Here is a 20,677-nt window from a genome sequence, read left to right as displayed (position 1 = left end):
AGCCGTGCGTATCGTGTAGAATAGGGTCAGGATTTAAAAATGAATATGCTTCTACCTTATAAAGAGCGGCGGAGGGACTGGCCCTGTGAAGCCCGGCAACCTGCATTGCAAGGTGCCAAATCCAGCGGTATGACCGAGAGATGAGGATGTATAAAAACGCCCGGCGGTCAACCGGGCGTTTTTTTGTCGCCGAACGCAGGAATCTGTCGATTTATTTGCACTGCGTAAATAGCGTATGTCCGACCGTTGGCGGATGCGCTACAATGAAGGTTTTGAAGGAGGTTTTCTATGCGGTATCATTCATTTGGCAAAAAGCTTCTTAGCTGTTCCATGGCAGCCTGTATTTGCCTTGGTCTTGCGCCGGCGGCGTGGGCGGCGGATAGTTATAACGATTTTGATTATATTACAGGTCACGTCAATTTACAGACTGGAGGACAATTGAAGATCACACGGCCTGCGGACGATCTGACGACATCGGCTTCCAGTTATTTTATTACAGGCAACTCCGACCCGGATCAGCCGTTGACAATGAACGGCGAATCCGTTGCAGTTCGCGGTGCTGGCGGCAGCTTTGGTGTGCTTGTTTCGATTGACGAGGGTGTGAATACATTTGTGTTCCGTCAGGGCGGCGCTTCGGCTGCTGTTGAAATTACAAAGGGCGTTGACGCGGTTGCAACGATCGGCGACGTCCGTTCGCCAGCGCCTGACTACGACTGCGCGGCCTATTCGGGCGACCAGATTACTTTATCGTGTGTCGCGCCATCCGGCGCATCGGTGACAGCCAGACTTGGCGGCCGTACGGTTACGCTCAATCAGGCGGTGGCTACAGCCCGAGAGGGTGTTCCCGCCACGTTTTCCGCGCGGTTAACCGCACCCTCCGCCAATGGGACGGAGGAACTTGGGCCTGTCACTTATACAATGCAGTACAATGGCAAAACGGCGTCTGCCACCTCCGAGGGCAGCGTGTTTATCAACGGCGACGGCCGTCTTGTGGTCCAGGTCAAGAATACGGCCGCGAGTCTCTATCTGGATGAGAATTTGAGCGCCTTTATTGAATCGCCGCGCGGCGGCGGCGCCGATTTGGTCGCGGAAATAAAAGGAAACCTTTACAGGCTTTCAACCGGCGGATGGATTCCGCGTTCGTCGGTGCGCCCGCTCACTGGCAGCGTTTCTTTAAAAAACAAGGTGTCCGATGTCACGATTGATGTCTCAGAAAAGGGCGAGACATATACGCTGAGTGGGACGGCTAATCCGATGTTCCGCGCTTATATGGATGAGGAAAAGCTGTTTGTGCGTCTTTACAATACGACAGGAATCAAATCCATCAAGCCATATACTGACAGCGGCTTATTCAGTTCGGTTAAGGTGTCGGAGGAGGACGGCAGTACTGTTTTGCAGTTTATGCTCAGCGGTCAGCGCCGGCTGTGGGGTTATGACATCAGTTATGAAAATGGAAATACTTTGATCTATGCGAAATATGCGCCGCGTCTCTCCGGAGGCGGCCAGCCTTTGGCGGGCGTTACAATCGCGGTGGATGCCGGCCATGGCGGAACCGATCCGGGGGCAATTGGAATTCCGGGCACGGACGGCGCGATGGAAAAGGATATCACGCTAGCTTCAGCGATTGCAGTGCAAAAACGCCTGGAGTCCCTGGGTGCGCATGTAGTCATGTGCCGCACGGATGACAGCGACGTATCCATGAATGATCGTATGGATCTGACGCGCGCCTATGAGGCGGATTTGTTTATTTCCCTGCACTGCAACAGCCTGAACTACTCCCAGGATATGAACAAGATCGGCGGCACAGAGGTTTATTACTATGAGAGCATCGCAAAAGCACTTGCAACAACGCTGTCCGCCAATCTGTCCGGATATACGTCGCGAACCAACCGCGGACCGAAACAGTCAAATTTTCGTGTGACGCTCAATACCTTTGCGCCGTCGGTGCTGGTGGAAATGGGATTTGTGACAAATCCGGCCGAATATGACAGCATGACTTCCCGGCAGGGAATTTATCGCACAGCCAACGCCATTGGCGACGGGGTATTGGCGCTGTTAAGTTGATTGACCAGGCCAGGGAGGGCCGTCACGATAGAAAGGAGAGCATTATAAATGACAAAGTATTTGTTTACATCGGAGTCCGTGACCGAAGGGCATCCCGATAAAATCTGCGATCAGATTTCAGATGCGGTGCTTGACGCGATCATCGCCAAGGATCCAGGCGCGCGTGTGGCGTGTGAAACGGCCGTTACCACAGGCATGGTGATGATTATGGGCGAGATATCAACATCCTGTTACGTTGATATCCCGGCGCTTGCGCGCAGCGTTATCAAGGAGATTGGATATGACCGCGCAAAATATGGATTTGATTCCCAAACCTGCGCCGTGCTCACAAGCATTGACGAGCAGTCCGGCGATATCGCGCAGGGAGTCGATCAGGCGCTCGAACAGCGCGAGGGCACGTCTGATGAAGCCGATACGACCGGCGCGGGCGATCAGGGGATGATGTTTGGTTATGCGGCGGATGAGACGCCGGAGCTGATGCCGATGCCTGTTTCTTTGGCGCACAAACTGGCCAAACGCCTTTCTCAGGTGCGCCGCGACGGTACGCTTGCTTATCTGCGTCCCGATGGAAAAACGCAGGTTACGGTTGAATATGTTGACGATAAGCCGGTGCGCATCAATGCGGTTGTTATTTCAAATCAGCATGCGCCGGAGGTTTCATTGGAGCAAATCCGCGCCGATGTGATCGAGCATGTGATCAAGCCCACGATTCCCGCGGGGCTGATGGATACTGATACAAAGATTTATGTCAATCCGACGGGACGTTTCGTCATTGGCGGCCCGCAGGGGGATTCCGGGCTGACTGGACGCAAGATCATCGTCGATACATATGGCGGGTTCGGGCGCCACGGCGGCGGCGCATTTTCGGGAAAGGATCCCACGAAGGTAGACCGTTCGGCTGCTTATGCGGCGCGGTGGGTTGCTAAAAATATTGTCGCCGCGAAGCTCGCGCGCCGCTGCGAAGTGCAGCTCGCCTATGCAATCGGCGTAGCGCGTCCGGTTTCGGTCAACGTCAATACGTTTGGTACCGGCGCAGTCAGCGATGAAAAGCTTGCCGAGGCGGTCAACAAGGTATTTGACCTGCGTCCCGCGGTCATTATCCGTTCTCTGGACTTGCGCCGGCCGATTTACCGGCAGCTCGCAGCCTACGGCCATATGGGCCGCGAGGAGCTTGGCGTAAACTGGGAAAAAACAGATAAAATTGATGCGATTTTAGCGGCTGTTAAGGAATAACCGTCAATTTTGATGAACACAAAATCACCTCGGAACATACGATGGTTTCGAGGTGATTTTTTATGATCGACACAGTTTGTTGGTTCCTATTTGTGGCGCTGGCTTGTATCGGGTTTGTACATACGGCGGCCTGGATTGCGGTACGTCTAAGCTGTAAAGGCAATCGTGTTTACAAAATTGTGCCGGTCGGCGGCGAGCATGCAGGCGATCAGATGTCGCTGTTTTACGCCTGTTTGCAGTGGGAGTCGAATCCAAGCCGTGAATCGTTTATTCTTTATGATGTTGGGCTTGATGAAGCAGGTGTGCGGGACTGCGCGGCGCTGGCCAAAAGCGCCGGTGCGGCCTTTGTCCGCTCCCCATCCGAGCTTGACGCCCGCCTGCGCTCCTGCTTTTTCGAAAAAAAGCTTCGGCAAAAAACTTTCCGGCCTTTTTGAAAAAAAGCTTGGCAAAAAACTTTAGTCGGCTGCGCCGCGAACAGTGGGGCAGGTTCCGGCATTTATACAGGCCGCACCTGCCCCGGGGCTGGGTCCATGGGATAGGGGCGGCCCGCCCCTTCCGCCGGACGTACTGGCGTGCGCCCAATATGATCGCGCCAAGCAGAGGTGGGGATAACATAAGGGGAGGCGTCGCTCGACCCTCCCCTTGTGAGGCGCGCTGAGGGGCGCTGCCGCGGCTTGTCCGCGCCCGGCGGCTATAGCCGCCGGAAAGCCCCGAATAGCCGGCCGGGCAAGCGCAGCGGCCGACGGTGAGCGACCCGCGCACGGGTCGCGCGCGCCAGCCGGCCGGGCAAGCGCAGCGGCCGACGGTGAGCGACCCGCGCACGGGTTGCGCGCGCCAGCCGGCCGGGCAAGCGCAGCGGCCGACGGTGAGCGACCCGCGCACGGGTCGCGCGCGCCAGCCGGCCGGGCAAGCGCAGCGCCCGGCGGTGAGTGGCCCGCGCACGGGTCGCGCGCGCCGCCGCAAGAGCCTGCTCAGGCACGCCGCCTGTCCCCGGCAAAATCCACGACAGACGCTATGCAGCCGGCGTGGATTTTGCAAGCGCTTTGCTTTTTGGCCTTTTTTCCAAAAGGATTTCGCGGAACAAACAGCACAGGACGTATCCTTCGCAGGTGCGTTTACAATCCGCGAAATCTGTATTATAATGGAACAAAGCAGAACAGAGCGGGGAGGAACGGACATTTTGGAGGCCGGCGAGCGTTACAGGGTGGAAGGCGGCGTGGAGACGATTGTTTACCGCAACGAAGAAAATGGATTTACTGTACTGGAGCTGTCAACAGAAGCGGAGCTTTTGACAGTGGTTGGCGAATTTTCGGATATCGTGGTTGGCGAAACATTGATTGTAACCGGAGCCTATACAACACATGCTAAATACGGTATGCAGTTGCGCGCAGAAGCATATGAGCGCCTGATGCCGGCGACTGCCTCCGCGATTGCAAGCTACCTGTCGTCGGGCGCTGTTAAGGGCGTCGGGCCGGCCATTGCACGCAGATTGGTCCGGGCCTTTGGCGATGACACGCTCACAGTGATGGAACAAAATCCGGCAAAGCTCGCTGAGGTGCAGGGAATTTCGCCTAAAAAAGCGGAGCAAATTTCCAATGAGTATAAAAAGTTGTTTGGAATCCGATCTGTAATGCTAAATCTTGAAAAATTGGGAATCCCTGCGCCATATGCCATTAAAACATGGAAAAAATATGGGGCTGCGGCACAGGAGGTTGTGTCGGAAAATCCTTATGCGCTCTGTATTGAGGAGATCGGCGTCCCGTTTGAGCTGGCTGACGCGGCCGCTGAGCGAAACGGTCTGGCGCCGGACAGCTACGAACGGATTTCCGCGGGTCTGCTGCATGTGCTGCGTCACAATGTATCGAACAACGGGCATACCTGTCTGCCGGAGGAAAAGCTGCTGGAGACAGCCGCGCTGCTTGTAGAGACGGATACCTATCATGTTTCGGATGCGTTGGAGGAGCTGATTGCGCGCGGCGAGCTTGTGCGGTTGGCTGTAAAGGATCGCAGCTTTCTATACCTGCCGCGCTATTATGAGGCGGAATGCTGCATCGTCAACCGGTTGTCGCTGATGCTCTCCAACGGCTCCGCGGAGCGCGCGCCGGATACGGAGGAGATTCTTAGCCGGTTGGAATGCGAAAGTGGTATTGTGTATGCAGAGTTCCAGCGCGCGGCGATTGTTACAGCGGTCACATCGCCGCTGATGATCCTGACCGGCGGACCCGGTACTGGCAAAACGACGGCCATCTCGGCGATCATCCGATTGCTCGGACAGATGGGGGAAAAGGTGGCGCTGGCTGCTCCGACCGGACGCGCAGCCAAGCGCATGTCGGAATTGACAGGTGCGGAATCAAAAACAATCCATCGCCTGTTGGAAGTCGATTTCGCCGATGGCTCGGGCTTGATGAAATTCAAGCGGAATGAGAAAAATCCGCTGCCGTTTGACGCAGTCATCATCGATGAGACGTCGATGATGGATACGCTGTTGTTTGAATCACTGCTGCGCGCGCTGAAATTTTCCTGTAGGCTGATCCTTGTCGGCGATCCGGATCAGCTTCCGTCAGTTGGCGCGGGCAATATTCTGGGCGATCTGATTGCAGGCGGCCATCTGCCGGTTGTGCATCTGACGGAGATCTTCCGTCAGGCAGCAAAAAGCCTGATTGTAACAAATGCGCATGCCGTTGTCGCGGGGGAATATCCGCGGCTTGACGCGCGTGACAACGACTTTTTCTTTTTACCGGACGCCTCGGCGGCGCATGCCTGCACGACAGCGGCGGATTTGTGCGCGCGGCGTTTGCCCAAGCGGTATGGCTTTTCGCCAATGTGGGACATTCAGGTGATCGCGCCGACGCGCGTCGGCGCGGCTGGTACGACAGAGCTAAACCGCGTGCTGCAAAATGCAGTCAATCCGCCGGACCCCAGCAAAAAGGAATACACCTCTGGACCGGTTACGTTCCGGGAAGGAGACAAGGTGATGCAGATCCGGAATAACTATGATCTGGTGTGGCAGAAGGACGGCGGAGAGGACGGTATGGGTGTCTTTAACGGGGACATCGGCGTGATTGATTTGATTAACCGGCCAAGCGCGACGATCGTCGTTCGGTTCGATGAAGACCGCCTGGCGGAATATTCATTTGATATGGCCAACGAACTGGAGCTGGCCTATGCAATCACGGTTCATAAAAGCCAGGGCAATGAATACGATGCGGTGATCCTGCCGCTGATGGAGGGAAAAAGCCGGATGTATTACCGAAGCCTGCTTTATACCGCGATTACCCGTGCAAAAAAGCTGCTGATCATCCTTGGCGCCGCATCGGCCGTTAAAACGATGGTGGACAACCACAAACGTTCGCGCCGGTATGCAAATCTGCGTTATCTGCTTGACGAGGTGTGTGGTGGCTAGCGTATTTTGGGAGCGGGCGCTGACGCTGCTGTTTCCACATAAATGCTTTCTGTGCGGCCGGGTGCTTGCGGGAATGGGCTGGTTATGCAGCGAATGTGCGCCGCCATATGCGGGCGTGCTCTGTACACATTGTGGAAAACCTGCGGCCGACTGTATCTGCGGGCGATGTGATTCGTTTTATGCCGGCGCGACGGCGCCGCTTCTTTATATTGGCAGCGCGCGGGAAGGAATGTACCGCTTTAAATACGACGGCCGGTTGTATTACGCCCCATTTTTAGCTGCGCTGATGGAGCGGCGTGTGCGCGCCGACTTCGCGGATGTGCCGTTTGATTTTGTGACGTATGTGCCGATGCATCCGAAAAAGCGCCGTCAGCGCGGTTATTGCCAGACGGAGCTGTTGGCGCGGGCGCTCGCCAAACGGCTCGGGTTGCCTGTAGCTGATGGATTCATCACGCATACGGGATTGGGCGGCGCACAGATGGAGCAGAAGGGTTTTGATGCGCGTGAAGCGAATGCCCGCCAGGCGTTTGTAGCCTGTAAAGGCAAACGCATTGCCAACGGGACGGTTTTGCTTGTTGACGATGTGCTGACGAGCGGTGCGACTGTACGACGCTGCGCCGCGCTGCTGCTTGAACGCGGTGCGCGATCCGTTTATGTGGTCACAGCGATGACGACGCCGCGCATACATAAGGGAGGCCAAATACAGCGTTGAAAGTTGAAAAAAGGGGAAAAATACAGTATAATATGCGCAGGAGAAACGGCTTTGCCGTTTGCGGCCGCCATCCGGCGTCAACCGCTGCAAAGCAGCGGACTGCGCATGGTATATCGCAGCCAAAACTGTCTTTGCCGTTTTAGCAGCCGCAAAGCGGTTATTGTACAACTTTATGGCCAGGGCGATGCGCGGGCGCGGGCCACTTCTGCCCCGATGGCCGATTATACCGTCTTATGGCAGGTTTATCAGTTTATCTTTTGGGATGTGACGCTGTTCATCGTGGACAAAAAATGCCGGAGCAAAACATGACGGGAGGACTGAACATGAGTTCGATTGATATTGGAATTGATCTTGGCACCTCGACGGTGCTTGTTTACAATGGCTCGCAAGGGATTGTGCTGCGCGAGCCGTCGGTCGTCGCGGTCAATACAAAAACAGGCGAAACGCTCAGCGTAGGCGCGGAGGCGTATGAAATGATCGGAAAGACACCCGCGCGTATTACGGCGATCCGACCGCTTTGCGACGGCGTCATTTCCGATTATAAGATGACGGAAGCCATGATTAAGTATTTTATGAAGAAGGCGTGTCCAAGCAATGTGGTCAAGCCGCGTGTTGCGTTGTGCATCCCGTCGTTGATTACAGGGGTGGAGGCGAACGCCGCCGTTGACGCGGCCGGCGCGGCCGGCGCGCGCAGCGTGTATTTGATCGAGGAGCCGGTGGCAGCCGCGATCGGCGCAGGAATCGATATTTCAAAGCCGAACGGCAATTTGATCCTCGATATTGGCGGCGGTACCAGCGACATTGCGGTGCTGTCGCTCAACGGAATTGTTTGTAAAAATTCAATCAAGCTGGCCGGCGATAAGTTTAATGCTGCAATCATCCGCTATGTGCGCGGTAAATATAACGTCCTGATCGGCGAACGTATGGCTGAACGGGTGAAGATTGCGATTGCGAGCATTGATCCGGACGCGGAAAACCTGACCTATGAAATCAAGGGACGTCATCTGGCGACGGGCCTGCCCACACGCGTGGAGCTGTCGCGCACGGAATTGTATCCGGTGATGCTGGAGCTTGTGGAGGAGATCCGCGCAGCGGTCCATTCCGTTGTGGAGCGGACGCCGCCGGAGCTTGTCGGCGATATCTATGAAAACGGTATGGTGATGACCGGCGGCGGCGCAATGCTGCATGGGCTTGACAAGCACATGAGCGCCAAGCTGAAGATGCCGGTTGGACTGGCCGAGAATCCGGTGGAATGCGTTGCGATCGGTACAGGCCGGTCGTTTGAATACATTAGCCAGCTGGTCGGTGGCTTTATCACATCGTCGCCGCACAAAAACTGAATACAAGGTTCTGAATCAGCGAGCGGTTATAGCAGCCGCATAAAAACCTCCCTGAATTGGCATACTTTTAGCGATACCAATTCAGGGAGGTTTTTCATATGCCGCTAACCGCCAAGGAGCTGGCCGCAATTGAGGATCAGCTTGGCGTTGAACAAACACTGATCAAAAAATTCACCATGTATGCGCATATGGCGTCCGATCCGCAGCTGCGCACGCAGTTTGAAAACAATTCTGCGCGCCATCAGAATCATTACAACCGGCTGCTTACGCAGCTTGGGCAGGGAGGCGGCAAGTGAGTATGCGGCAGATTCCATTCGGCGACCGCGAGATGATGGAGGATGCGCTGGCAAGCCAGAAGTTTGCAGCGCATGGATACAACCTTTACGCAAATGAATGCGCCTCCCCCGCTGTTATGGGGGAGCTGATGACGATTCTGAATGAGGAACATCAAATTCAACACGAGATATTTGATGAAATGCTCAAACGCGGCTGGTATACGTCGGAACCTGTACAGCAAACGCAGATCGACGCGTGCCGCCGCCGTTTTGAACAGAATACAGTTTGACAAAAAAATGAGCCGGAGCGATGGAGCTCGGCTCATTTTTTCGACTCCACGCTGGAATCCTCCATATGCGAAAGCGCATATTCACAACACTGAATAATGATCTGATTGACAGAGACATCCTTTTCCTGAGAAAGCTTTGTAATCCGTTCTAAAAGACTTTTGGGGATAAAAATGGTGCGATTGACTTTTTCTGGCTTTTCAATTTGAAACATGAACATCACCTGACTAGATTATAGACAAGATTATAAACCATATATACAATTAAATTTTAATTTAATATTTAAATTGAAATTTAAACTGTTTGGATGTATAATCAGAAGGGGACAAATTGGATGCTAGCACGGCTTCAAATTGCCCTTATTATTTCCTCTGCGGCTGGCCGGATTCAGTTCCGAGTTTCCGGTAATGGAGGCGCAGAAAAAAGGCCCGGGATAATCCCGGGCCTTTTTTTAAAAACGGACGCTTTGCGCGCCCATGCATTTGCGGCTGACGCGGCCGGAGTGAAAGGCTACAGATCGCGGCGGATCGAAACTTCCAGCTGATTATATGGAATATGAATTCCGGCGGCGTCAAAACGCCGCTTGACCTCCTCAAGCAAATCATAATTCAGCGTCCAGTAGTCGGCTGTATCCACCCAGACACGGCACCCGATCCGGATGGCCGAATCGCCGTGCTCCACCATCCGGACGATTGGCTCAGGGTCGCTGTGCGCCAGTGGATTGTCATACACAATTTCACAAATGATTTTCTTGGCCTGTTCAAAATCATCGTCATAACCAATTGAAAATACAAGGTCGAGCCTGCGCGTCTCCTGCGCGGTAAAGTTTGTGATCTCCGCCTTGGCAACATCGCCGTTTGGAACGTGCACCAACTTATTGTCTACTGTTCTGATCACTGTATAGTTGAGACGGATTTCCTGAACGGTTCCCTCATTGCCGTTGATATTGACATAATCGCCAAGCGCGAACGGCTTTGTGAACAGGACCGACATGCCGCCTGCTAAATTGGCGAGCGAATCCTTGACAGCCAGCGAAATAGCCAAGCCAAATACACCGAACATGGTGATCAGCGACCCGGCGGCTGAAGGCACAAGCACAGTTACAACGATGATGGCCAACAGGATATAGAGCAGTGCGCTGAGGATTGAAACGATGAAATTATGCAGCGTTATATCCAGGCGCGAATGTTTGAGCAAATTGCGCGCAAATTTTGCGGCCCAGCGCACAAGGATGATGCCGACCAGAAGAATCAGTGCGGCCGTCAAGAGCTTGGGCAGCAGATCCAACAATTTTCCAAGAAGATAGTGCAACCGCGTGTCTGACGGCATCTGTGCGATGGTGTCGACCGCGTTTTGGAATTCAGCGGCGGTTGAATTTGTTTCGAGCGCATTCGCGATATCTGTTTCCATGGAAAAGCCTCCTTGCGTTTGGAATGCAGCCACCGGACGGCGCCACGGAAAGATGCGGACGCCCGTGCAGCGGGCCGAGGATTAAGCCCAAGCCTGGTGCGCTTTGATATAGGCTGACGGCGGCATTCCGGTGATTCGTTTAAATACGCGTGAAAAATACAGCGGGTCTTCGTAGCCGACGGAAGCGGCAACCGCTGAAATAGGCAGCGAGGAATGGCCAAGCAGCTCGCACGCCTGTGAAATACGGAATTTTGCAAGGTACTCGTTGGGCGGCGTGCCAATATGCTGCATAAAGACGCGGTACAGATGGCTTCGGCTGATGCCGACAGAGGCGGCGACCGCTTCGATGTCGATATGTCCGGAATAGTTATGCGCGATAAACCGGATGGCACTTTCGACATACTCCAGCGACAGTCCCGCGGCCGGCGCGGGTGCGCCGGCCTGCTCGGTAAGCAGAGCCAGAAAGATGTAGAGCATTCCGATTGCGCGCAGCTCGCTTGAACGCGTGGTTCCCGACGCACGGTAAATATCGGCAATGGCTTCGCGGATTTCATCGGGCTGTTCAAACCGGACGACAGGCCGTTCGCGTGTAAAGGGCGTCTGCGCGATCATCAGACGCGCTTCCGCACCGTTGAAGCCGGCCCAGCAGTATTCCCATGGATCGGCCGCGTCGGCACGGTAAGTAACGACGACAGACGGATAGACGATAAAGGTATCGCCGGCCTCTACTTCATGTGTAACGCCGTCGGCCGTGTAAATGCCGCGCCCGGCGATCACATGGTGAACCAGAAAATGGTCGCGCAGGCCCGGACCCCAGGCATACAACGGCTCGCATCGCTGCGCTCCGGCGTTATAGATTGCAATCGGCAGGCTTTCGCGCGTTTTTGTTTTATAGGAATGTTTGAAAATCCCAGACGCCATGTTCACGCCCTCCCGCTATCATGGATGTCTATTGACATCATACCAGAAATCTATGCGCCGGCGCAACAAAAATCCATAAAAATGATTGTTTTTTCTGTTGTAATAAGGCCACCTTTGCGTTAAGCTATAGGAAACAGGAAATTTTGGGACGTGGCATCCGGCAGACGCATTCAAAAGATGGGAGGTCAACAGATGGATACGATCGAGACGATTACAAGGATTGATAGCGGCGCATTCGACGGGGTGTTCAGCTATCTTTATAGCGAAAAGGCGCAGGAGCAGCGTGCGCGCTATAAAAATGCGGCGCTTCAGTTTGAAACGTTGTTTGGCGCGGGCCGTGAGATCCGCTTGTTCAGCGCGCCGGGACGCACCGAGGTGGGTGGGAACCACACGGATCATCAGCACGGGCGTGTTCTGGCGGCGGGCGTCAACCTCGATGTGATCGCGGTGGCGTCCAAGAACAATGATCGGATCATCCGCATCAAGTCGGAGGGCTTCCCAATGGATGTGGTTGACCTGTCGAATCTGTCGGCGCGCGATGACGAGCGCAACACAGCCGCCGCGTTGATCCGGGGCGTGGCGGCCCGGCTTACCGCGATGGGCCATCCGGTCGCCGGATTTGACGCCTATACGACTTCAAACGTGCTCAAAGGCTCGGGGCTGTCGTCGTCGGCTGCGTTTGAAACGATCGTTGGAACAATGCTTGGCTGCCTGTATGCGGACGGTTCGGTCGATGCCGTGCAGATCGCGCAGATCGGGCAGTATGCCGAGAACGTTTATTTCGGTAAGCCGAGCGGCCTGATGGATCAGATGGCCTGTTCGGTTGGCGGGTTCATTACGATCGATTTCGCCGACCCGAAACAGCCGGTCGTCGAAAAGGTTGATTTCGATTTTGCGCATTCCGGTTACAAGCTCTGCATCGTTGATACGGGCGGCAATCACGCCGACCTGACCGGCGATTATGCGTCGGCGCCCGTTGAGATGTGTTCCGTCGCCCAGGCGCTCGGCAAAGAAGTGCTGCGGGATATCGCGCCGGAGATATTTTACGAGCGCGTTGCTTCGCTGCGCGGCAAATGCACCGACCGCGCGCTGCTGCGCGCTTTCCATTTCTATGGCGACGACGCGCGTGTGCCGCGTCAGGTCGCGGCGCTGCGCGCCGGTGATTTTGAGACGTTCAAGGCGCTTGTTATTGAAAGCGGACGCTCATCGTTTATGTATCTGCAAAACGTCTATACCTGCAAAAATCCGGATGAGCAGGGGCTTTCGCTCGCGTTGGCCATGAGCGAGCACCTGCTTGCGGGACACGGCGCGTGGCGCGTCCATGGCGGGGGCTTCGCCGGCACCATACAGAGTTTCGTGCCAGATGGTCTGCTTGGGATGTACCGGGAAAAAATGGAGGCTGTCTTTGGGGCGGGAAGCTGCCACGTGCTTTCGATCCGTCCAGTGGGCGGCGTTGAGATCACACCGGAACTTGGAGCATAACAGGAACTGATAAACAGGAGGAATCAACAATGGCAGAATTGAGATGGCATCCACTTACACAGGATTGGGTCATGATCGCGTCGCACCGGCAGGCGCGGCCGCAGATGCCCAAGGACTGGTGTCCGTTCTGTCCTGGCTCCGGCAAGGTGCCCGAGCATTATGACGTCTATAAATATGACAACGATTTTCCGGCGTTGAGCCAGGACCCGCCCGCACCTGACGATGTGGCCAACGATTTCTTTAAAACAGCGCCCGCATACGGCAAATGCGAAGTGATTCTTTATTCGCCCGGCCATACGACGACTGTGCCGGAGCTTTCAGACGACCACATGGAGAAGCTGGTCGATCTGTGGTGCGAGCGGTTCGACGCGCTGCGGCAGGATGAACAGATCAAATATGTGTTTATCTTTGAAAACCGCGGCGAAGCGGTTGGCGTCACGATGCCGCATCCGCACGGCCAGATTTACGGATACTCCTTTGTGCCGAAAAAGATCGAGCTGGAGCTTGCGTCCGCCAAGGACTATTTTGAGGAAAAGGGCCGCTGCCTGTTCTGCGATATGCTGAAAGCGGAGCTTGATTTTCAAAAGCGCGTCATCTTTTCCAATGAGCACTTCACTGTGTTTTTGCCGTTCTTTACGGAATATCCGTATGGTGTGTATATCTTCGCCAATTCACACAAAAGCAATCTGAACGAGCTCACACAGGAGGAGCGTCGCGCACTGGCTGTGACGATTAAGCACACGGTAGGTATGCTCGACAGCCTTTTTGATTATAAGTTCCCGTATATGATGTGTATGCACAACGCGCCGGTCAATGGGCCGGATGTTCACGATAGCTATCACTTCCACATTGAATTTTTCCCGCCGATGCGCAGCGCGGACAAAATTAAATACAACGCCTCGTCGGAAACCGGCGTTTGGGCGCACTGCAATCCGACCTGCCCGGAACAGACGGCGCAGGAGCTGCGCGAAGCATACGGACGCTACATGAAAACGCTTGCGTAATTCGATTGGTAAAAGTTCATAAAGCGCCGCCGGAACGGGCGGCGCTTTTTATGTCTAAATTGTGTACGTGGAAATGAACAGGCCAAAGTTTGTTAAAATTTTTTCAAAATTTTTTGGAAAAGCAATTGCATATCACCACAAGATATAGTATAATAAATTCTAGTTTCGATTTTTTGGGGAGAGCAATTGAATTGTAGTTAATAAACATTAAAAATAAATTAGCAAGGAGAATTATTATGGAAAATATGACCCTTGCGGGTGCGGTTATCATCACCGGACTCGTCGTCGTGTTCACGACCTTGCTCCTTTTATGGTTCATTGTGGCCATCATGGGTAAGATTTTCACGGCGATCTCGCAGAAAAACCAGCCGCAGAAGCCGGTTCAGCCAGCGCCGCCAGCGCCAAAGGAACCGCCGAAAGTGGCGCCCCAGCAGGCGTCTGCGCAGGCGCCTGCCGCCCGGGCAGCCGCGCCGTCCGCGCCGCCGGCGCCTGTGGTACAGCAGCCGGTTATGGCGGTTGAAGATGGGATTGGGGAAGAGATTGTAGCGGTGATCACGGCTGCGATTGCCGCGATGATCGATTCTCCGGCAATCCCTGTCCCGGCTGTGGAAGGTCCCGCCCCGGAGAGCGGATTTGTCGTGCGTAGCATCCGCCGCGCCGAACGTACGGTGTGGTCGCAGGCAGGACTTGCCCAGAACACGCAGCCGTTTTAAACGGTAACGCTGCCTGTGCGGGCGGTAATGGCATGTACGGACGAAAAACCGCATTTTAAACGAAAGGGCTGACAACATGCTTGAAATTTTTCTGGATTCAGTTCAAAAGCTGATCAATGGTTCAGGCTTTTTAAACCTGACCGGCGGTCAGGCGCTGATGATTTTTGTTTCATTTGTGCTTCTGTATCTTGCGATTGGCCGCGGCTTCGAGCCGTTGCTTCTGCTGCCAATCGCGTTTGGTATGCTTTTGACAAACCTGCCGATGGCCGGCCTGTACCATCCCGAGATCTTCATCAACGATACAGGGCATATCCTGTGGGAGCAGCTCGGAAACGGCGGCGGCCTGCTTGACTATCTGTATCTGGGCGTCAAGCTCGGAATCTATCCGCCGTTGATCTTCCTCGGCGTCGGTTGTATGACCGACTTCGGCCCGTTGATCGCCAATCCCAAGAGCTTCGTGATGGGCGCTGCGGCGCAGGTTGGTATTTTTATTGCTTTCTTTGGAGCATTGCTGCTCGGTTTTACAGGCCCAGAAGCTGGCTCGATCGGTATCATCGGCGGCGCTGACGGCCCGACAGCGATCTTTACAACGACACAGCTTGCCCCGCATCTGCTTGGTTCGGTTGCGATCGCGGCATATTCCTATATGGCGCTGGTGCCGATTATTCAGCCGCCGATTATGAAGCTGCTGACCACCAAGAAAATGCGTGCGATCAGAATGGAGCAGCTGCGTCCGGTTTCCAAGCTGGAGCGCATCGTGTTCCCAATCCTTGTTGCGGTTATTGTTTCCTTCCTCGTTCCTGATACGGCCCCGCTGATCGGTATGCTGATGCTTGGCAACCTGTTCCGCGAGTCCGGCGTCGCTGACCGTCTGAGCAAAACGGCGCAGAACGAGCTGATGAATATCGTTACGATTTTCCTCGGCACCACGGTTGGCGCGACTGCCAGCGCGGAACGTTTCCTGACGCCGCAGACATTGAAGATCATAGCCCTTGGCCTGTGCGCTTTCGCCATCGGCACCGCCGGCGGTGTGCTGCTCGGTGATCTGATGTGCTTGGTCACTGGCGGCAAAATCAATCCGCTGATCGGTTCCGCGGGCGTTTCCGCCGTTCCGATGGCCGCGCGTGTTTCGCAGAAGGTTGGCCAGAAGGAGAACCCCACGAACTTCCTGTTGATGCACGCCATGGGACCGAACGTTTCTGGCGTTATCGGTTCGGCTGTGGCCGCCGGCGTTCTGCTGGCGATCCTCAAACCGCTTGTCTAAAATGGCGATCCGATCAAGGTAAACAAAAGGACGGCCTGAGGGGCCGTCCTTTTTTCGTTCACAGGCAGCGCAAAGTGTGGTACAATATGCGCAGGGCAAACAGCTTTGCTGTTTGTAGCCGCCATTCGGCGGAAACCGCTGCAAAGCAGCGGACTGCGCATACTCCGCCACAGCCAAAACCGGCGTTGCCGGTTTTACTGCCGCACAGCGGCAGACAAGTCCTTTCCGGCTTGCCGCTGTGGTACAATGGGTGTTGGAATAAACTGATTATCAGGAAAAAACTTGAGGAGAGCGACATGGAACGATCATTGTCAGAACGTTTTTTATCCGTCAGGCGGCGCATTATCGATGATTTTTTTGTCCGGATGAATCCAATGCAGCGCCAGGCGGTTTATGCGGTTGACGGGCCGGTGTTGATTCTTGCCGGCGCGGGCAGCGGAAAGACGACTGTGATTATCAACCGCATTGCGAATATGATCCAGTTCGGCGACGCATATACGAGCACGCATATACCGGAACATTTGAATGAAGATGACGTCGCATTTTTAGAGGAATATGCTGCTGGGGACAGCTGGGATATGGACCGTGCTTTTTCATTGATTCGAAACCGGACGGTTATGCCATGGAATATTCTTGCCATTACCTTTACAAACAAAGCGGCCGGGGAGCTGCGCGACCGCCTTGCTGCGATGCTGGGCTCTGTGGCTTCGGATGTTCATGCATCGACCTTTCACTCAGCATGCGTGCGGATTTTACGGCGCGAGATTGAACGGATCGGATATGGCCGGAGTTTTGCAATCTATGATACAGATGATTCGATACGCTTGATTAAAGCGGCGCTCAAAGAGCTGAATGTGGATGAGAAACGTTTTTCCCCAAGGTCTATCCTGTCAGAGATCGGACGTGCCAAAGATGAACTGCGTACACCGGCTGATTTTGCAGCGACCGTAGGGGAGGACTATCGTCTCCAGGTCGTCTCCAAGGTGTATGAGCGGTATCAGCGTCAGCTTGAAAACGCCAATGCCGTCGATTTTGACGATATCATCATGCTGACGGTGCGGGTATTCCAGCAATATCCGGACGCGCTCGAGACATACCGCCGCCGATATCGTTATGTGATGGTTGACGAGTATCAGGACACGAATCACGCCCAATTTGAGCTGGTGCGCCTGCTCGCCTCTGAAAGCGGAAATCTGTGTGTTGTCGGTGATGACGATCAGAGCATTTACAAGTTCCGCGGCGCGACGATTGAGAATATTTTGCAGTTTGAGGATACATTCCCAGGCGCGCGTGTGTTCCGCCTGGAGCAGAACTACCGCAGCACAGGTACGATTCTTGACGCGGCCAATGCAGTTATTGAGCACAATACGGCCCGAAAGGGAAAGACACTCTGGACGCAAAACGACACTGGCGGTAAGGTGCGTGTTTATCGTGCTGCGGATGAGGGCGAGGAGGCGCGTTTTCTCTGCGACACCATCCAGGAGAACGTCAAAAACGGCGCGCGCTATGCCGGTCATGTGGTGCTTTACCGCATGAACGCCCAATCGCAGGCGATTGAACGCGGCCTGACCAAAGCTGCGATTCCCTACAGAATCATTGGTGGGCTGCGATTTTATGAACGCAAGGAAATAAAGGATGTCGTCGCTTATTTAAGCGTTATTAACAATCAGACCGATACATTGCGCCTCCGCCGCATTATCAACGAGCCGAAACGGAAAATCGGTGAAAGCACCATCGCGGCTGTCGCGGAGCTTGCGGCGGGCGAGGGGCGAAACGTATTTGATGTGCTGGCGCATGCCGATGAGTATGCCTCGCTAGGCCGTAAGGCGCAGGATTTAATGGCGTTTGCCGCAATGATTCAAAAGCTGATTGATTTGGCGGACAAGGTTCCGCTTGATGAACTGCTGGATACCCTGCTCGAGGAAACCGGATATCTGCGTATGCTTCAGGCACAAGGGCTTGAAGGGCAGACGCGTATTGAAAATATCGAGGAATTAAAGTCTACGATGCACCGTTATGAGGAGGAAACAGACGAACCGTCCTTATCCGGTTTTCTGGAGGAGATATCGCTTTATACGGATTTGGATAACTACGATCCTGCCGCTGATATGGTGGTATTGATGACCATGCACTCCGCTAAGGGGCTTGAATTTGATTATGTATTTGTGGTTGGCGCCGAGGAAGGGCTTTTCCCGGGGATGCAGGCGATGAATAATCCCGAACAGATCGAGGAGGAACGCAGACTTGCATATGTCTCGATCACGCGCGCGAAAAAGCAGCTCTATATTTCGACAGCGGCGCAGAGAATGCTGTTTGGCCAGACAATGCGAAACCGTCCGTCGCGCTTTTTGGGCGAGGTGCCGCAGCAGTTGTGCGAGGTGACGGACCAGACAGTTCTGCGGCGGCAGATGGTGGAAAATCTGCCGCCACGCCGCCCGCGTATGACGCAGGCGGACAAGATGCTCGGCGTCGGCTATGCGCCGGCCGCACAGGCGGGCGAATGCGATTGGAAGTCTGGCGACCCGGTTGTGCATAAGGTGTTTGGTCCCGGTATGGTTTTGTCTGTTACACCGATGGGTAACGATCAGCTTGTCGAAGTAGCCTTCGAATCTGTCGGAACAAAGAAGGTTATGGCGAAATTCGCGCGATTACGCAGGAATTAACGAATAATCCGTCGATTCTTCATAGTTTATTCACGGTAATCTCCTGTTGTTCGACAAATTGCGCCAATTACTTAGCGTATAATTATTTTGTTGATAGATATGATATCCTGTCGAATGAATGAAAGGTGGGTTGCCGGATGGCGAAAATTAAAATGTGGATGTTGGCCTCTCAGATTGAATGGAACTGGAAACGGATCAGAAGAAACAGAAGCCGCATGGAGGCTTTGTTTGAGGCCGGTGCGCGCTATACATCCCCTGCGTTGGCTCGTTTGGATGTCCGTACGGCAGAAATCGGGTACAAGACCCGTTTGCTGGAACGTACATATCGGATACTTGCCGGATTGGACTAGAAACCGATTTGTGGAAAGCTTATCCAAAATACGTTTTGTATTGTGAAAAAGCCGTGCTTTGCACGGCTTTTTCACATGGGTATTTTAGCGGTATGGCCAGCCGTAAGAGGCGGTACAGGGCCGATAAGCGAAAGGATTGCCTACCGGAGTCTGGTAAATTGACGAATGCTTGTACACATGATAAAATAAATGCAAAGCATTTATTTTATCCCCATATGGCCGGGGCGATACGCGGGCGCAGCCCGCTGCCGCCCTGATGGCCAATTTTATCATGCCGCCTTGCGGACATGATAAAATAAATGCAAAGCATTTATTTTATCCCATATGGCCGGGGCGATACGCGGGCGCAGCCCGCTGCCGCCCTGATGGCCAATTTTATCATGCCGCCTTGCGGACATGATAAAATAAATGCAAAGCATTTATTTTATCCCATATGGCCGGGGCGATCTCTTCCTGTCAACATAGTAGCGTGGTATCCTGGATTTGTTCTGCGTTTACGGCGTTGCGGAATCGGACCGCATAGCTCTTTTTATGCCGATAGGCAGCATTGGTTGTAAGGAGCATTGCCTGAAAGAGAAAAAAACGTCCCGCGGGCAGTTAGTGCCGGTGAAAACTTTCTCTGCTGATGCACAAATAAACAGAATGCTCATAAAATGTATTGAGTACAGCTCAAAACATTACTAGGAGGATTCATATGGCAGAGCAAAAGACGGCCCCAGTTACCGCTACCGGGGCGAACTGCTTTAAGGAAGCAGTATGCATAGATGCCGGTAGGATTTATGATTCCTGTACCGACAAGGATTGCCTGACCGATCTTCAGGTCTACTTCACCGACCGCGCGCAGCCGGTGATCGATAACGCAATCAGCGTCAAGTGCAAGGATGTGGAGATCCTTACCGCTTATTTGGACGTTGAGCCGGTTCCGTTTAACAAAGGGTTCTATGCGGTTGATATCACATTCTTTTTCAAGGTAACTGTCGCCGCGTATTCCTCGCCGACGATCCCGCCTGCGACGGTTGTCGGCATTGCTGCTTTCGCCAAGAAAGTGATTCTGTACGGGTCTGACGGAAACGTCAAGGTTTACTGCTCCACAGACGCGCGCAATTGCTGCGAGCACGATAACACCAATATGCCTAAGGCCAGCGTGCATGTCGTCGACCCGATGTGCCTCGATTCCAAGCTGGTGGAATGCGGCCCGGGCCGTATGTTCGAGTGCGGCGTGACGCTTCCGGCGTCGATCTGCTCCAAGTTCGACGGCGATTTCACCGTGTGCAAGCCGCAGAAAGTCGTGCTGATCACCATCGGGCTTTTTACAATCGTCCAACTGGAACGCTGCGTTCAGATGATGATCCCGGCGTATGATTATTGCGTGCCCGACAAGGAAAGCACCAGCACAACGGACGATCCGTGCGAGGTCTTTAAGAAAATCAAGTTCCCGGTCAATCAGTTTTTCCCCCCAAAGCTTTCGGAGTGCGACCAGATGTGACCTACAGTGCAGGCGGCCGCAGTGGCCCCTGCGCGGACGGGAAATAACCATAATCGCCCGGTGAAGCTG

Annotated in this window: 18 protein-coding genes and 1 riboswitch; of the genes, 15 read left to right on the top strand and 3 right to left on the bottom strand. The window is 54.2% G+C overall.

The window, feature by feature from the left end:
• Nucleotides 1-53: 53 nt before the first annotated feature.
• Nucleotides 54-147, top strand: a riboswitch (SAM riboswitch).
• Between the two features lie 141 nt (nt 148-288).
• The 8 genes from FMM72_RS09705 to FMM72_RS09670 all read left to right on the top strand — a co-directional run bounded on the left by FMM72_RS09705 (nt 289) and on the right by FMM72_RS09670 (nt 9,317).
• Complete coding sequence (locus tag FMM72_RS09705; RefSeq protein WP_162221296.1) at nt 289-2,064, top strand: N-acetylmuramoyl-L-alanine amidase; 1,776 nt, start codon at nt 289-291, stop codon at nt 2,062-2,064.
• Nucleotides 2,065-2,112: 48 nt separating this feature from the next.
• Nucleotides 2,113-3,297, top strand: coding sequence for a methionine adenosyltransferase (metK, locus tag FMM72_RS09700; protein ID WP_160210351.1), 1,185 nt, complete (start codon nt 2,113-2,115; stop codon nt 3,295-3,297).
• Nucleotides 3,298-3,359: 62 nt separating this feature from the next.
• The gene (locus FMM72_RS09695) at nt 3,360-3,731 is read left to right on the top strand and encodes a hypothetical protein (protein WP_160210350.1); all 372 of its coding nucleotides are present in this window, start codon (nt 3,360-3,362) and stop codon (nt 3,729-3,731) included.
• 746 nt (nt 3,732-4,477) lie between these two features.
• Entirely contained in the window at nt 4,478-6,700 is a 2,223-nt protein-coding gene (gene recD2 / locus FMM72_RS09690) for an SF1B family DNA helicase RecD2 (protein WP_306815424.1), read from the top strand.
• Nucleotides 6,693-7,412, top strand: a complete 720-nt coding sequence (locus tag FMM72_RS17540; RefSeq protein ID WP_160210348.1) for a ComF family protein — start codon at nt 6,693-6,695, stop codon at nt 7,410-7,412. Before recD2 ends, FMM72_RS17540 begins: the two co-directional genes overlap by 8 nt.
• 323 nt (nt 7,413-7,735) lie before the next feature.
• Nucleotides 7,736-8,752, top strand: coding sequence for a rod shape-determining protein (locus tag FMM72_RS09680; RefSeq protein WP_160210347.1), 1,017 nt, complete (start codon nt 7,736-7,738; stop codon nt 8,750-8,752).
• Between the two features lie 98 nt (nt 8,753-8,850).
• Nucleotides 8,851-9,048, top strand: coding sequence for a spore coat protein (locus tag FMM72_RS09675; protein ID WP_160210346.1), 198 nt, complete (start codon nt 8,851-8,853; stop codon nt 9,046-9,048).
• 2 nt (nt 9,049-9,050) lie between these two features.
• Nucleotides 9,051-9,317, top strand: a complete 267-nt coding sequence (locus FMM72_RS09670) for a spore coat protein (protein ID WP_160210373.1) — start codon at nt 9,051-9,053, stop codon at nt 9,315-9,317.
• A 32-nt stretch (nt 9,318-9,349) separates the two neighbouring features.
• Here the strand turns inward: FMM72_RS09670 and FMM72_RS09665 are convergent, their stop codons facing one another.
• The 3 genes from FMM72_RS09665 to FMM72_RS09655 form a co-directional block, all read right to left on the bottom strand.
• Nucleotides 9,350-9,529, bottom strand: coding sequence for a hypothetical protein (locus tag FMM72_RS09665; protein WP_243157767.1), 180 nt, complete (start codon nt 9,527-9,529; stop codon nt 9,350-9,352).
• Nucleotides 9,530-9,825: 296 nt separating this feature from the next.
• Nucleotides 9,826-10,725 carry a mechanosensitive ion channel family protein gene (locus FMM72_RS09660; RefSeq protein WP_160210330.1) on the bottom strand — a complete coding sequence of 300 codons (900 nt, stop codon included), beginning with the start codon at nt 10,723-10,725 and terminating at the stop codon, nt 9,826-9,828.
• 81 nt (nt 10,726-10,806) lie between these two features.
• Nucleotides 10,807-11,646, bottom strand: coding sequence for an AraC family transcriptional regulator (locus FMM72_RS09655; protein WP_162221293.1), 840 nt, complete (start codon nt 11,644-11,646; stop codon nt 10,807-10,809).
• Between the two features lie 192 nt (nt 11,647-11,838).
• Here FMM72_RS09655 and FMM72_RS09650 point away from each other — a divergent pair, with 192 nt between their 5' ends.
• From FMM72_RS09650 to FMM72_RS09620, 7 genes are all read left to right on the top strand, one after another.
• On the top strand, nt 11,839-13,128 hold the full coding sequence (locus FMM72_RS09650) for a galactokinase (RefSeq protein ID WP_243157766.1): 1,290 nt from the start codon (nt 11,839-11,841) through the stop codon (nt 13,126-13,128).
• Nucleotides 13,129-13,157: 29 nt separating this feature from the next.
• Entirely contained in the window at nt 13,158-14,132 is a 975-nt protein-coding gene (gene galT, locus FMM72_RS09645; RefSeq protein WP_162221292.1) for a galactose-1-phosphate uridylyltransferase, read from the top strand.
• A gap of 236 nt (nt 14,133-14,368) precedes the next feature.
• Nucleotides 14,369-14,845, top strand: a complete 477-nt coding sequence (locus FMM72_RS09640; RefSeq protein ID WP_162221291.1) for an OadG family transporter subunit — start codon at nt 14,369-14,371, stop codon at nt 14,843-14,845.
• Nucleotides 14,846-14,921: 76 nt separating this feature from the next.
• Entirely contained in the window at nt 14,922-16,109 is a 1,188-nt protein-coding gene (locus tag FMM72_RS09635) for a sodium ion-translocating decarboxylase subunit beta (RefSeq protein ID WP_162221290.1), read from the top strand.
• Nucleotides 16,110-16,405: 296 nt separating this feature from the next.
• Nucleotides 16,406-18,772, top strand: a complete 2,367-nt coding sequence (locus FMM72_RS09630) for an ATP-dependent helicase (RefSeq protein WP_162221289.1) — start codon at nt 16,406-16,408, stop codon at nt 18,770-18,772.
• Nucleotides 18,773-18,909: 137 nt separating this feature from the next.
• Complete coding sequence (locus tag FMM72_RS09625; protein WP_160210324.1) at nt 18,910-19,122, top strand: hypothetical protein; 213 nt, start codon at nt 18,910-18,912, stop codon at nt 19,120-19,122.
• A gap of 694 nt (nt 19,123-19,816) precedes the next feature.
• Nucleotides 19,817-20,608, top strand: coding sequence for a hypothetical protein (locus FMM72_RS09620; RefSeq protein WP_160210374.1), 792 nt, complete (start codon nt 19,817-19,819; stop codon nt 20,606-20,608).
• Nucleotides 20,609-20,677 lie beyond the last annotated feature (69 nt).

This window comes from Anaerotruncus colihominis (assembly GCF_010206195.1).
Classification (GTDB): domain Bacteria; phylum Bacillota; class Clostridia; order Oscillospirales; family Ruminococcaceae; genus Anaerotruncus; species Anaerotruncus colihominis_A.
This window is presented reverse-complemented; position numbering and strand designations above follow the sequence as displayed.

Excerpts from the sequence above, each read along its gene's own strand:
- metK (WP_160210351.1), top strand. The coding sequence starts at position 2,113 with ATGACAAAGTATTTGTTTACATCGGAGTCCGTGACCGAAGGGCATCCC.
- galT (WP_162221292.1), top strand. The coding sequence starts at position 13,158 with ATGGCAGAATTGAGATGGCATCCACTTACACAGGATTGGGTCATGATC.
- FMM72_RS09675 (WP_160210346.1), top strand. The coding sequence starts at position 8,851 with ATGCCGCTAACCGCCAAGGAGCTGGCCGCAATTGAGGATCAGCTTGGC.
- FMM72_RS09660 (WP_160210330.1), bottom strand. The coding sequence starts at position 10,725 with ATGGAAACAGATATCGCGAATGCGCTCGAAACAAATTCAACCGCCGCT.
- FMM72_RS09620 (WP_160210374.1), top strand. The coding sequence starts at position 19,817 with ATGGCAGAGCAAAAGACGGCCCCAGTTACCGCTACCGGGGCGAACTGC.
- FMM72_RS09650 (WP_243157766.1), top strand. The coding sequence starts at position 11,839 with ATGGATACGATCGAGACGATTACAAGGATTGATAGCGGCGCATTCGAC.
- FMM72_RS09630 (WP_162221289.1), top strand. The coding sequence starts at position 16,406 with ATGGAACGATCATTGTCAGAACGTTTTTTATCCGTCAGGCGGCGCATT.
- FMM72_RS09625 (WP_160210324.1), top strand. The coding sequence starts at position 18,910 with ATGGCGAAAATTAAAATGTGGATGTTGGCCTCTCAGATTGAATGGAAC.
- FMM72_RS09705 (WP_162221296.1), top strand. The coding sequence starts at position 289 with ATGCGGTATCATTCATTTGGCAAAAAGCTTCTTAGCTGTTCCATGGCA.
- FMM72_RS09665 (WP_243157767.1), bottom strand. The coding sequence starts at position 9,529 with ATGTTTCAAATTGAAAAGCCAGAAAAAGTCAATCGCACCATTTTTATC.
- FMM72_RS09680 (WP_160210347.1), top strand. The coding sequence starts at position 7,736 with ATGAGTTCGATTGATATTGGAATTGATCTTGGCACCTCGACGGTGCTT.
- FMM72_RS09635 (WP_162221290.1), top strand. The coding sequence starts at position 14,922 with ATGCTTGAAATTTTTCTGGATTCAGTTCAAAAGCTGATCAATGGTTCA.
- FMM72_RS09695 (WP_160210350.1), top strand. The coding sequence starts at position 3,360 with ATGATCGACACAGTTTGTTGGTTCCTATTTGTGGCGCTGGCTTGTATC.
- FMM72_RS09640 (WP_162221291.1), top strand. The coding sequence starts at position 14,369 with ATGGAAAATATGACCCTTGCGGGTGCGGTTATCATCACCGGACTCGTC.
- FMM72_RS09655 (WP_162221293.1), bottom strand. The coding sequence starts at position 11,646 with ATGGCGTCTGGGATTTTCAAACATTCCTATAAAACAAAAACGCGCGAA.
- FMM72_RS09670 (WP_160210373.1), top strand. The coding sequence starts at position 9,051 with ATGCGGCAGATTCCATTCGGCGACCGCGAGATGATGGAGGATGCGCTG.